The organism is Streptosporangium sp. NPDC049376 (genome assembly GCF_044466505.1).
Taxonomy (GTDB): domain Bacteria; phylum Actinomycetota; class Actinomycetes; order Streptosporangiales; family Streptosporangiaceae; genus Streptosporangium.
This window is the reverse complement of sequence record NZ_JBITMT010000001.1, coordinates 766,196-778,230: the sequence shown is the minus strand read 5'-3', so window position 1 is coordinate 778,230 and position 12,035 is coordinate 766,196. Positions and strand designations below refer to the sequence as shown.

Below are 12,035 nucleotides of genomic sequence, written 5' to 3'. Positions count from 1 at the left end.
CCCTAAGGTTGGCGCATGGACGCGATTGCGGATCTCCTCGCGCGGGCGGGAGTCGACGGCAGGAGACCGAGGGCCGTGCTGGCCGCGCTGGGCGACGGCCGCTGGTGGACCCTCGCCGATCTGGTCAGGCTGACCGCGACGTCACGGCGGACGGTCGAGTCCCTGCTGCGCGAGCTCGACCTGGAGCGCTCCGGCGACCGGTTCAGGCTCAGGGCCCTGCTGCCGGAGGCACCCGTGTCCCGTGCGCCCGCCGACCCGGTGGCCCACCTGCTGCCCGAGCAGGCCGGCCTGGTCGCCACGATGGAGAAGCTGATCACCGGCGCGCCCCGGGGGCGTCACACGCTCGACCACGTGTCGGCGACCGCGGAGACCGTGGTCAGACGGGCCCTGCTGCTTGAGGCGAGGTTCTGGCTCGACGGCGCCCGCCTGCTGTGCGTCGGCGACCACGACCTGACCTCGCTGGCCGTCGCGGCGCTGTGCCCCGGCCTTGAGGTGACCGTCGCCGACATCGACGAGCGCATCCTCGGCTACATCGCCGAGCAGGCCGGACGCCTGGGCCTGCCGGTGCGCACCCGCTGGGCCGACCTGCGCCTCGGCCTGCCCGCCTCGGCTCGCGGATGGGCCGACCTGGCGATCACCGACCCGCCCTACACGCCCGAGGGAGTCGGGCTGTTCGTCGCCCGCGCCGCCGAGGGGCTGCGCGACCGCGACCAGGGCCGTGTCCTGCTGGCCTACGGCGCCAGCGAACGCACTCCCGCCCTGGCGCTGAAGGTGCAGAACGCCCTGTCCGCCCTCAACCTCGTCAACGAGGCGATCTACCCCGACTTCAACCGCTATCTCGGCGCCGAGGCCATCGGCTCGGCCGCCGACCTGTACGTCCTGCGGCCGACCACGAAGACCTGGCCCGCCGTCGCCGCCCGCGTCGAGGGCCTCAGCGCCGCCATCTACACCCAGGGCCCCCAGGCGGTCGAGTCGGCGGCCTCATCCGCGCCTCCTCCCCCGGTCACCGGGAGTCCCGAGGTGCTGGTCGGGGACTGGCCCGCCCAGGTGCTGCCCCGCACCCCCAGGGCCCGCCTGTCGACCTGGCTCGCCAAGCCGTACGCCACCGACCCCGCCGAGGTGGCGATCGCGGTGCCCGCGGGGCTTGAGGCCGCACTGCCCCGGCTGCTGCTGGCCACCCGCGCCCGCCGGGTCCAGGTCACACTGGCCGAGCCTCCCACCGCCCTGCCCGCCGAGCTGTCGGCCGTCTACGAGCTGACCGCCGAGGGCCGGACCGTGCACGCCGTACGGCTGCCGCCCCCGCAGACCGACGAGGGCCGCGTCCTGCGGCGCGTCCTGGACAACGCCCACGGCAAGGTCGCCAACACCTGGCGGGAGGCTCTCATCTCGGTCAGAGGTGAGCTGACCAAACGGCAGGCCAGGGCACTCGTCGCGCTGAGCGCGCCGTGGGCGCAGGACGTCACCGTCCTCGAACTGCCCGCGCACCGGCTGCGGGAGCTCCAGGACGCGGTCGCGCGCTCCCTGACCGCGCCCGTGCCCGCGGACTGAGCGCGCTCAGCGCACCAGACGGTGCTGGAGCAGCAGGCTGGGGCTGTCGACGGCCACCTGCGGGTAGGTCAGGTCGGCCTTACCCGCCCCCTGCCCCGTGTTCCCGGCGGGGGCGACCCAGCTGACGGTGACGTAGTGGCCGAGGGCGCGGGCCTGTGCCCAGCCCGCGGCCCCCTGGAAGCCCTCCGGGGCACCCGGGACCGGCCGTACGAAACCGTCACGGCCCAGCACGCCGACAAGCCGGTCGGCGGCGGCGGAGTCGGCCAGGTTGAAGACGACGAACTGGCCGAGGACCCGGCCGTCACGGGTCGCGTAACGGGCGCGCAACACCTGGGTGCATCCGGCCACGGCCTCCCGTGCCCCACCCCAGACCGCCGAGGCGCAGTCGGTCAGCTGTTCGGTGCCCTGGCGCGTGAGCGTGACGCCGCCCGCGCTCACCGAACCCGTGGGAAAGACCTCCGCGACGGTCAGCGGGTCGGGATCGGCGGCCCGGGTGGCGATGGGGTCGTAGTGCGCCGTGGTCCGCTCGGCCCTGAAGGTCGCCGGGCGCTGGGTGTCCGTACCCGCCCGTGACCACAGGAACACCGCGGTCCCCGCGGCGGCGAGGGCCACGACGGCGACGGCGATGATCCACTTACGCATGACCGATGAGCCTACTGTCCGTGGGGTCACGAGGAGGACGCGGCGGGCTTCACCGCGACGACACGGCGGAAAACGGCCCTCTCCACGCCCCTGACCGCCAGGGACAGGGAGACGAAGTCGTCCTTCTCGCCGGGATCGGCGCCGTCGGCGCGGCCGATCCAGACCAGGGCCGCGTAGTGGCCCATGGCGTTGCCGCTGCCCTCGCTGTAACCGGAGGAGGAGAACGGTGCCCTGCCGCCCTGCCCCAGCGGCTGTGGCCAGCCTCCCCGGTAGCCCGCGGTCAGGGACTGGACCAGTTCGTTGGCCGCGGCGGTGTCACGCAGGTTGAACAGGGTGTACTGCGCGACGTAGCGGCCGTCCGCGCTGGTGTAGGTGCCCCGCAGCGCCTGGGTGCAGCCCGACCTGGTGAGCTGGTCGGCCAGTTCCCTCCCCCAGACCGCCGCCGAGCAGGTCGCGTCGAGTTTGGTGGCGCCCAGCTTCAGGGTGATCGCACCCTCTTTGAGGGTCCTGACGGGGAAGATCTCCTTGAGGGTGAGCGGCGCCGGGTCGGCCGTGTTCCGTTCGATGGGCGCGAACAGCTTCGGCGAGTTCCATCCCTTGTAGGTGTCGGGCCTCGGCTGGGTCACGATGGCGGCGGCGGTCGCCCGCTCGGGGACGAAGTCGTTGCCGACCGCGGAGATCACAAAGGCCAGGACGACCGCGGTGACGATCACTCCGACAACGGAACCGCCGATCACCAGCAGCCGCTGCTGGAGACGACTCAGCCCCAGCTCCCGCAGTCTGCCGCCCTCCACGGGCTGCGCCGTCCTGGAGGAGCCGCGCCGGCGCCTGCGCGACGGGGTCGGGGCCTGGGGGCTGGGCGCGTTCACAGGCCGCCCCCGCCCAGCAGGTGGCCGAGGCCGAAGGTCAGGAGCGCGGCGAGCGCGCCGACGCCGAGCTGTCGCAGCCCGCTGTACCACCAGCTGCGCGCGGTGACCCTGGAGACCAGTGCCCCCGCCCCGAACAGCGCCAGGCACGAGACGATCGCGGAACCGACCAGGCTGGTGACCCCGAGAAGGTACGGCAGCAGCGGCAGGACCGCGCCGACGCTGAAGGACAGGAACGAGGAGACCGCGGCGACCTTGGGCGAGGGAAGGTCCCCCGGGGTTACGCCGAGTTCGGCGCTGGTGTGCACCTCAAGCGCCTTGTCGGGATTGAGGGAGATCTGCCTGGCCACCTCCGCCGCCAGCTCGGGCTGGACACCGCGCGACTCGTAGAGCTGGGCGAGTTCGCGCAGTTCGGCCTCGGGGTTGCGTTCCAGCTCACGCCGCTCGACGTCGATCTCGGCGACGGCGAGCTCCCGCTGGCTGGCGACCGAGACGTACTCGCCGCCCGCCATGGAGAACGCCCCCGCCGCCAGGCCCGCGATGCCCGCCAGCACGACGACCTGGGTGCTCGTCGTGCCGCCCGCGACACCGGCGATCAGCGCGAAGTTCGACACGAGCCCGTCCATCGCCCCGAAGACGGAGGGCCGCAGCCAGCCGCCGTTGACATCCCGGTGGGCGTGGTGGATCTCGGCGCGCTCCTGGGCGCCGCCCTGACTCATCGTTCCTCTTTCTTCGCCTGGTTCCTTAGCGGGGGGAGACCCGGCTCACGCCGTGCCTTTCTCCCCTGCTGCGCGCTCGCCGTCGGCCGCGGCCGTCTCGGCCTCGTCGGCCTGGTCGGACCCGTGGGCGGGGTCGGTCTCTGCGCCCGTCTGGGCGAAGGCGGACACGAACTCCGCCTTTCCATCCTGCCCGTCCTGCCCGTCGGCCTGCTCCGAGGGGGGCGCGGAATCAGCGGGCCGGTCGTCCTCGGACTCCGCCCGCGGCCCGGTCTCGTGCTCGTCCGCCTGGTCGGCGGCGTGCGCGGGGTCGGCCGGATCGCCGGCCTCCTGGTCCTGCGTCACCCCGACGACCCGCTCCTCACCGGTCTTGTTCCTGGTGCTCCAGAACCAGATGAGTGCCGCGACGAACAGCACGATGGAGGTCCACTGGTTGAGCCGCAGGCCGAGGATGTGGTGGGCGGTGTCGATGCGCAACCCCTCGATCCAGAACCGGCCCAGGGTGTAGCCCGCGATGTAGAGCAGGAACAACCGGCCGTGCCTGAGGGCGAACCTGTGGCCCGCCCAGACCAGCACGAGGGCCAGACCCAGGTCCCACACCATCTCGTACAGGAAGGCGGGGTGGTAGGTGGAGACCCCCGGCAGCGTTCCCGGCTTGTCGGGGTCGATCTCCAGGCCCCACGGCAGGGTCGTCGGGCTGCCGAACAGCTCCTGGTTGAAGTAGTTGCCCAACCGGCCGATGGCCTGGCCGACCGCGATGGCCGGGGCCACGACATCGGCGACCGCGGACACCGAGATTCCCCGGTTGCGGCAGCCGAACCAGACGCCCAGCGCGCCCAGGGTGACGGCCCCCCAGATGCCCAGCCCCCCGTTCCAGATGTAGAGCGCCTCGATGGGCGTGTGAGGGGCGTCAGGCCCGAAGTAGAGCTGCCAGTCGGTGATGACGTGGTAGAGACGCCCGCCGACCAGGCCGAACGGCACGGCCCAGACGGCGAGGTCGACGATGGTGCCCGGCGTTCCCCCACGGGCGCGCCAGCGGCGCTCGCCGATGGCGACGGCGACGATGACGCCGAGCACGATGCACAGCGCGTAGGCCCTGATGGGGATTACACCGAGGTACCAGACCCCCTGCGAGGGGCTGGGAATCGAGGCGAGGGGCATGTCAGGTGACGTTACCGTGTCGCGGGCTACTTGGCGGCATCGAGAACGGCTTTACGGAGATCCGCGGGCTTGAACGCGACGTCGTTGCCGATCTCGGTCCCGTTGATCTTCAGCGTCGGCGTGCCGCTGAGCTTGGCGGCCTGCATGGTCCTGGTGCTGTAGTCGATCTGCTCCTGGGCCTTCTGCTGGGTGGTCACGCAGGTGGCGAAGGCCGAGCCGGTGACCCCTGCGTCTCTGCCCCAGTCGACCATGTCGTCCACCTTGAAGCCCTCGACGGTCTCGGAGGGCTGCTCCTTGAACAGCTTGTCGTGGAACTTCGACCACGGGGTCCCTCCGGGGATGCACCGGGAGGCGGCCCCGGCACGCAGGGAGTTACCCCTGGTGACGCCCTGGTTCATCTCCTGCGAGAAGATCGTGATGGGGTGGTAGACCACCTTGACCTTTCCCTCGGCGGCCAGGTTCTTGATGGTGGGCCCGCTGGTCTGCTCCATCGCCCTGCACGCGGGGCACTGGAAGTCCTCGTAGACGTCCAGGACCGGCTTCTCGACGCCCGCGACGGCCATCACGACGGAACCGTCCGGGGAGGCGGTGATCGGCGCGAGCGCCTGGGTGACCTCCTCGGGCTTGCTGCCGTTGGCGGCGTACCACCATCCGGCTCCGATCGCGCCGAGGGCGACGACCACCACGGTCGTCACCGTCGCGACGCGCTTGAGCCGCTCCTTCTGCCGCTGCTCCTCCCGCTGTGCCTTGATCCGCTCACGCACCGAGTGCTCCCGTGCGGCCTTGCCCATCAGTGATCCTCCTGTTTCCGTGGTTCCTCCTCGCCGTCCACCTCGTCGTACGACTCCCGCTCAGGGGCCAGCCCGAGCGCGGAGTCCAGCGCGAGTCGTCCCGGACCGAACCGGGCGACGAGCACGCCGAGAACGAAGAGACCGGAGTCCCGCAGGATGTCGACGAGGTAGTCGGGCTCGACCCCCGGCTTGAGCTGGCCGCCGCCGCCGAAGCAGCCGCAGTCGATCCGCAGGCCGCGCACCCACACGGAGGCGATGCCGATGACGAACGCCAGCATGAGCAGCGCGGAGATGCCGCCCACGACGCGGGTGAGCAGTCCGACAACCAGCAACACCCCAATGACGATCTCCAGGATGGGCAGGCCGTAGCCGACCACCGTGGCAAGCGAGTCTGGAAGCAGTTCGTACGCCTTGACCGACTGGACGGAAAGCACAGGCGTGCCGATCTTGCCCCAACCTGCGACAATGAGCACCCCCGCCAGCACCAACCGCGAGACGGTCGTCACCCAGGGTAGCGTCGAACTAGCTCTGCGCGACCTCGGGGGGGCCTGCTTTTCAGAAGTCACGAGCATCATCGTCTCCCATTCCGGACCTGCGTCGCGGCCGTCGCCGGCGGCTACACGCGTTCCTGAGGAACCCCATCACGTGCTGGATAAGCGTCGGGTAAGTCAATCGGCCGACCGTAACGCGCTCCGTGAGGGTCCCGAAACTCCGGTCTCCCGTTCGCCGAGTGTCCGGCCGGGCGTGGCATGGCGCGAAGGCGGGGACGGCATGGCCGCCGCCTCGGCTCCTCCGCCACTGGCACACACCCTCCAGGTTCGATGACCGTCCCGGTTTCCCCCATGTCCCTGCGCCTGTGCGATCGGCGGGCCGAGCCTGTTCGAACTGGGAAATCGTAGCCGAGGCACGGTCCTCGCGGCGTTTTCAGGTCAACGGGGGGAGCGTTCGGACTGAACCGGGAGAGAGGTCTCGCACCCCCGGGGCCGATGCGCCGCTTCCAGCGTACGCATTTCCAGGGTACGCCGCAGCCTTCCGCGCAGGTCGGCGGGCATGACGACGCCCCGGCTCCATGGGGCGGCGCCGTACGAAGAACGCGGCCGTCCTGTGTGGACGGCCGCGTCGTATGAGATTTCAGGCGTGTCCCGGGCAAGCCCGGTTTTCAGCGGCGAATCAGGCGCGCACGCCCGCCGCCAGCTCGGCTCCCAGCTCCCTGACCGCGGCCAGGCCCGAGGCCTCATCCGGGGCGTCGAGCAGGCGGCGGATGAACGCCGAGCCGACGATGACGCCGTCGGCGTAGCGGGCGACCTGGGCCGCCTGCTCGCCGGTGCCGACTCCGAGGCCGACGCAGACCGGCAGTGAGGTCTGCCTGCGGGTCCGCTCGACCAGGCCTTCGGCGGCCTCACCGACCGTGGCGCGCGCCCCGGTGACGCCCATCAGGGAGGCGGCGTAGACGAAGCCCGTGCAGCACTCGGCGACGGCCTTGATGCGTGTCTCGGGAGAGCTGGGTGCGACGAGGAAGACGGTGTCGATTCCGGCCCCCGCGCTGGCCTCCCGCCACGGCCCCGACTCCTCCGGGGTCAGGTCGGGGGTGATGGTCCCCGTCCCGCCCGCTGCGGCCAGGTCACGGGCGAACCGGTCGGCGCCGTAGCGGTCGATCGGGTTCCAGTAGGTCATGACCAGCGTGGCGGCGCCCGTCTTGGCCACCCCCTCGACCGTGCGCAGCACGTCGGCGATGCGGGTGCCGTTGATCAGCGACCGGTGCACGGCGTCCTGGATGGTCGGGCCGTCCATGAGCGGATCGGAGTACGGCAGGCCGATCTCGATCACGTCGCAGCCGGCCTCGACCATGGCGGTCGCGGCCGCGATCGCGCCGTCCTTCGTGGGGAAACCCGCGGGGAGGTATCCGATGAGGGCGGCGCGATCGTCCGCCTTAGCCTTGGCGAACACCGTCTGAAGAGTCGTCATCGTTGGTTCCGTTGTCGGTCGTGGCCTCCGTCCCCTCCGCGGGGCGGAGGGGAAGCAAGTCGGTCGTCAGAGGTTGAAGTACTTCATGGCGGTGCCCATGTCCTTGTCGCCCCGGCCTGAGAGGTTGACCAGGATGAGCGCCTCGGGGCCGAGCTCGCGGCCGAGCTTGAGGGCTCCGGCGAGCGCGTGCGAGGACTCGATGGCCGGGATGATGCCCTCGGTCCTGGCGAGCAGGGCGAAGGCGTCCATGGCCTCGGCGTCGGTGATGCCGTGGTAGGCGGCGCGTCCGGTGTCCTTGAGCCAGGCGTGCTCGGGGCCGACACCGGGGTAGTCGAGGCCCGCGGAGATCGAGTGGGACTCGATCGTCTGGCCCTCCTCGTCCTGCAGGACGTAGGTGCGCGACCCGTGCAGGACCCCGATGGAGCCCTCGGTGAGGGTGAGGGCGTGCTCGCCGGTCTCCTTGCCGCGGCCGCCGGCCTCGTAGCCGTGCAGCTGGACGTCCTGGTCCTCAAGGAAGGCGTGGAAGATGCCGATGGCGTTGGAACCGCCGCCGACGGCCGCGGCCACCGCGTCGGGCAGCCTGCCCGCGAGGTCGAGGATCTGGCGGCGGGCCTCGACGCCGATGATGCGGGCGAAGTCGCGGACGATCTCGGGGAACGGGTGCGGTCCGGCGATGGTGCCGAACAGGTAGTGCGTGTGGTCGACGTTGGCCACCCAGTCGCGGAAGGCCTCGTTGATGGCGTCCTTGAGGGTCTGGCTGCCGTTGGTCACCGGAACGACACTGGCGCCGAGCAGCTTCATGCGGGCGACGTTGAGCGCCTGGCGCTCGCAGTCGACGGCCCCCATGTAGATCACGCACTCCAGGCCCATCAGGGCCGCGGCGGTCGCCGTCGCGACGCCGTGCTGACCCGCGCCCGTCTCGGCGATCAGGCGGTTCTTGCCGAGCCGCTTGGTGAGCAGGGCCTGGCCGAGCACATTGTTGATCTTGTGGGCGCCGGTGTGGGTCAGGTCCTCGCGCTTGAGCACGATCCGGGCGCCGCCCGCGTGCTCGGAGAAGCGGGGGATCTCGGTGAGGGTGGTCGGCCTGCCCGCGTAGGTGCGCAGCAGGTGGTCGAACTCCCGCAGGAAGGCGGGGTCGTTCCTGGCCTTCTCGTACTCGGCCGCCACCTCGTCCAGCGCGGGGATGAGGGCCTCGGGGACGTAGCGCCCGCCGAAGACGCCGAACTTGCCGTCGGTGTCCGGGTCGTCGCCGTGGACGCCGTTGCCCGCGAGGTCCGCGGAGGTGAGGATGCCGTCTGTCACTGTCACGTGCTCACTGTCCCTCTGGTCGGGATGCGGGGTGGGCTCCGGCGGTGACCAGGTCGACCACGGCGGCCCTGGGGTCCTTGCCGGTCACCAGGCTCTCGCCGACAAGGACGGCGTCCGCCCCCGCCCTGGCGTAGGCGAGCAGGTCGTGGGGACCGCGCACACCCGACTCGGCGATCTTGATGATACCGTCCGGGATCTTCGGGGCGATCTTGGCGAACACCTCGCGGTCGACCTCAAGGGTCTTGAGGTTGCGCGCGTTGACACCGATGATCTTCGCTCCGGCGGCGAGCGCCCGGTCGAGCTCCTCCTCGGTGTGCACCTCGACCAGCGGGGCCAGCCCGATCGACTCGGCCCGCTCGATGAGGGAGACCAGCGCGTTCTGTTCGAGCGCGGCCACGATCAGCAGCACGAGGTCCGCGCCGTAGGCACGGGCCTCCCACAGCTGGTAGGAGGTGACGACGAAGTCCTTGCGCAGCACCGGGATGTCGACCACGGCGCGGACGGCGGCCAGGTCCTCCAGGCTGCCGCCGAAGCGGCGACGCTCGGTCAGGACGCTGATGACGTGGGCGCCACCGGACTCGTAGTCACCGGCGAGCGCGGCGGGGTCGGCGATGGCGGCCAGCGCGCCCTTCGACGGGCTCGAACGCTTCACCTCCGCGATGACCGCCACCTGGTCGCCGCCGAGAGCGGCGTAGGCGTCGCGGGGGGCGGGTGCCCGCTCCGCGCGTTCCTTGAGCTGCGCCAGCGACACCGTCTGCTGCCGGTCGGCCAGGTCCGCGCGGACTCCTTCGAGGATCTCCTCCAGTACGCTCACCTGTCCTCCTCGCGAAACTCGGAGGTCATGTCGGCGAACGCTGCCGTACGCATGGTCCGCTCACTCCACTCGCTCACGAGTAAGGCCCCTCCCGATCGATTGCCCTGTCTCGCCGATGCTATCGGCCTTGCCGTGGTCGCCCCGCCACCGGGTGACGCCTATAGGTGACTATGGGGCCAAGAATTCCCCAAAGGGAACATTCCGCACTATCCAAAAAACGATCATTAAACCAAGAAATGCCCATATATAGGCAGGATTTATAACTTTTCCGGCATCTCGTCTTCCCTGCCAGGAGAACAACGCCCAGCGCCCCCACAGCAGGACCACCACGGGGATCATGATCACGACGAACGGATTGAACCCCAGTGCGGCGGCCGGGTCACCCTGGGTGAGCGCGTGCACCGCCCGCAGCCCTCCGCAACCCGGGCAGTACAGCCCGGTGAGGGTGAGGAAGGGACAGGCGGGATAGTGCCCCGGCTCGCCGGGATCGACCAGCGCGACCAGGAGGGTTGCCGCACCCGCCGCCACGGCCAGGCCGAGCGGCGCCAGCACGGCCCGCATCCGCCGTGCTCTCGGCTCTCCCACCCTCGCGGCCCCGCCGGTCACCATCTGCCCGCCCGCACCCCTTCTCCCGCGACGACTGTCACCGGCAACGATACTCAAGGCGGCGCCGGATGACCGGCGACGCCCCGGCGGGGAACGGTCGGGAGGTCCTAGTAGCCGTAGGTGGCCGAGCCCGCCAGGACGCCTATCGCGACCAGCCAGACCACCAGCACGACGAGCCAGCAGGCGACGCCGAAGTAGGACAGGACCAGGCCCGCGATGGCCATGCCCCGCCCCTCCTCGCCGGTGCGCTTGATCTGGCCCAGCGAGATGTGACCGAGCACGATGCCCACGATCGAGGTCACGCCGCAGACGAAGAGCCCGGCGATGCCCATGATGAGAGCGGCGATGGCCATGCCGTTGTTGCCTCGGGGCGGCGGCGCTCCGTAGCCATAGGGATCGTAACCACCGCCGGGCGGCGTGCCGTACCCGCCGGGTGGCCCGTAGCCGCCCTGCGGGGGCCCGTACCCACCGGGCTGATTCCCATAGCTCATGAATTACTCCCTCTACACACGTTGCGGCGAAATCCTAGCGAAATCAGATCATCGCGGCGGCGGGCCGCCTAGTCCGTGGGCAAGTTGTGACCGTACGGCGCGGCTCAGCGCCCGTCCCGTCCTGGGTCGGCAGCGGGCTCGGCCGTGGAGTCCGTGGCGGAATCAGCGGCGGGGTCCGTGGCGGAATCAGTGGCGGGGTCGGCTGTCGGGTCGGCGCCGAGGTCGATGGCGTCCCACATGGCCCGGCCGCTGCCCGAGGCTCCGGCGCGCGTGAGGGCCTCGCTCCCCCGGGCCGCGCCCCTGCGCTCGTAGCGCTCCGACATGCCGGGCCAGTTCACGCTCCACAGCGCGGCGACCGCTCCCCCGGCGAGCAGCACCAGGCCGCCCACCCCGGCGAGCACCGGCCAGAGGAGGTGGCCGGTGGCCCGCGCCGTCTCGGCGGCCGCGGCCATGGGCGCGTGCCCGGCCGCGGCGGCGAGACCGGCGTCGGCTCCGCCGCCGGCTACCACCGCGACGATCACCCCTGCCCCGCACAGCGCCATCACGACACCGATGACCCTGCGCCACACGCCTCGCGTCGCGAGCACCGCGACCACCGCGGCCAGCGCCGCCCAGGCCGCGGGCGCCAGGGCGGGGGCGAGTTCGGCGGCGGAGACGGGCACGGCGCGCGTGCCGTAGCTCACCGTGACCCAGTCGCGGCCCGCGGCCAGCAGCACCAGGCCCGCGCCCGCCGCGCACGCGGCGACCCAGGTCCACAGCGCCCGGCCCGCTCTCACGCCGGGGTCACCGCCAACCGGTCGGCGTCGAAACAGGTCCGGTCACCGGTGTGGCAGGCGGCGCCCACCTGGTCGACCTTCAGCAGGATCGTGTCGCCGTCGCAGTCGAGGGCGACGGACCTGACGTGCTGGACGTTGCCCGAGGTCTCGCCCTTGACCCAGTAGGACCGGCGGCTGCGCGACCAGTAGGTGGCACGGCCGGTGGTGAGCGTGCGGTGCAGCGCCTCGTCGTCCATCCAGGCGAGCATGAGCACCTCGCCGGTGTCGTGCTGCTGGACCACGGCGGGCACCAGTCCGTCGGCGGTGCGCTTCAGTCGGGCCGCGATGGCCGGGTCAAGGGGCATGTGGCAA

14 protein-coding genes are annotated in these 12,035 nt (G+C 71.4%); 1 reads left to right on the top strand and 13 read right to left on the bottom strand.

All coding sequences use genetic code 11. The features are described 5' to 3' along the window. The first annotated feature begins 15 nt into the window (after nucleotides 1-15). Entirely contained in the window at nucleotides 16-1,548 is a 1,533-nt protein-coding gene (locus ACIBVQ_RS03555; RefSeq protein ID WP_399175342.1) for a bis-aminopropyl spermidine synthase family protein, read from the top strand. Nucleotides 1,549-1,554: 6 nt separating this feature from the next. Here the strand turns inward: ACIBVQ_RS03555 and ACIBVQ_RS03550 are convergent, their stop codons facing one another. From ACIBVQ_RS03550 to hisI, 13 genes are all read right to left on the bottom strand, one after another. Continuing rightward, nucleotides 1,555-2,190, bottom strand: a complete 636-nt coding sequence (locus tag ACIBVQ_RS03550; RefSeq protein ID WP_386189947.1) for a hypothetical protein — start codon at nucleotides 2,188-2,190, stop codon at nucleotides 1,555-1,557. A gap of 26 nt (nucleotides 2,191-2,216) precedes the next feature. Continuing rightward, entirely contained in the window at nucleotides 2,217-3,059 is an 843-nt protein-coding gene (locus tag ACIBVQ_RS03545) for a hypothetical protein (RefSeq protein WP_399175340.1), read from the bottom strand. After that, complete coding sequence (locus ACIBVQ_RS03540) at nucleotides 3,056-3,775, bottom strand: VIT1/CCC1 transporter family protein (RefSeq protein WP_352009062.1); 720 nt, start codon at nucleotides 3,773-3,775, stop codon at nucleotides 3,056-3,058. The genes ACIBVQ_RS03545 and ACIBVQ_RS03540 overlap by 4 nt, the downstream gene beginning before the upstream one ends. A 45-nt stretch (nucleotides 3,776-3,820) precedes the next feature. Then, nucleotides 3,821-4,933, bottom strand: coding sequence for a prolipoprotein diacylglyceryl transferase (lgt, locus tag ACIBVQ_RS03535; RefSeq protein WP_399175338.1), 1,113 nt, complete (start codon nucleotides 4,931-4,933; stop codon nucleotides 3,821-3,823). 26 nt (nucleotides 4,934-4,959) lie between these two features. After that, the gene (locus tag ACIBVQ_RS03530) at nucleotides 4,960-5,724 is read right to left on the bottom strand and encodes a thioredoxin domain-containing protein (RefSeq protein ID WP_352009060.1); all 765 of its coding nucleotides are present in this window, start codon (nucleotides 5,722-5,724) and stop codon (nucleotides 4,960-4,962) included. Beyond that, on the bottom strand, nucleotides 5,724-6,230 hold the full coding sequence (locus ACIBVQ_RS03525; protein ID WP_399175335.1) for a DoxX family protein: 507 nt from the start codon (nucleotides 6,228-6,230) through the stop codon (nucleotides 5,724-5,726). Before ACIBVQ_RS03525 ends, ACIBVQ_RS03530 begins: the two co-directional genes overlap by 1 nt. Nucleotides 6,231-6,894: 664 nt before the next feature. After that, complete coding sequence (gene trpA / locus ACIBVQ_RS03520; RefSeq protein ID WP_352009058.1) at nucleotides 6,895-7,689, bottom strand: tryptophan synthase subunit alpha; 795 nt, start codon at nucleotides 7,687-7,689, stop codon at nucleotides 6,895-6,897. A gap of 66 nt (nucleotides 7,690-7,755) precedes the next feature. After that, nucleotides 7,756-8,979, bottom strand: coding sequence for a tryptophan synthase subunit beta (gene trpB / locus ACIBVQ_RS03515; RefSeq protein WP_352009461.1), 1,224 nt, complete (start codon nucleotides 8,977-8,979; stop codon nucleotides 7,756-7,758). Nucleotides 8,980-9,001: 22 nt separating this feature from the next. Next, a complete protein-coding gene (trpC, locus tag ACIBVQ_RS03510) occupies nucleotides 9,002-9,811 on the bottom strand; it encodes an indole-3-glycerol phosphate synthase TrpC (RefSeq protein WP_352009057.1) in 810 nt (269 codons plus the stop codon). Nucleotides 9,812-9,979: 168 nt separating this feature from the next. Further along, nucleotides 9,980-10,372 (bottom strand): DUF2752 domain-containing protein, encoded by a 393-nt coding sequence (locus ACIBVQ_RS03505; protein WP_362916480.1) that lies wholly within the window; start codon nucleotides 10,370-10,372, stop codon nucleotides 9,980-9,982. Nucleotides 10,373-10,524: 152 nt separating this feature from the next. After that, nucleotides 10,525-10,908, bottom strand: coding sequence for a DUF4190 domain-containing protein (locus tag ACIBVQ_RS03500; RefSeq protein ID WP_352009055.1), 384 nt, complete (start codon nucleotides 10,906-10,908; stop codon nucleotides 10,525-10,527). 104 nt (nucleotides 10,909-11,012) lie between these two features. After that, nucleotides 11,013-11,684, bottom strand: a complete 672-nt coding sequence (locus ACIBVQ_RS03495) for a Trp biosynthesis-associated membrane protein (RefSeq protein WP_399175332.1) — start codon at nucleotides 11,682-11,684, stop codon at nucleotides 11,013-11,015. After that, on the bottom strand, nucleotides 11,681-12,028 hold the full coding sequence (gene hisI, locus ACIBVQ_RS03490) for a phosphoribosyl-AMP cyclohydrolase (protein WP_352009053.1): 348 nt from the start codon (nucleotides 12,026-12,028) through the stop codon (nucleotides 11,681-11,683). The genes ACIBVQ_RS03495 and hisI overlap by 4 nt, the downstream gene beginning before the upstream one ends. Between the last annotated feature and the right edge of the window lie 7 nt (nucleotides 12,029-12,035).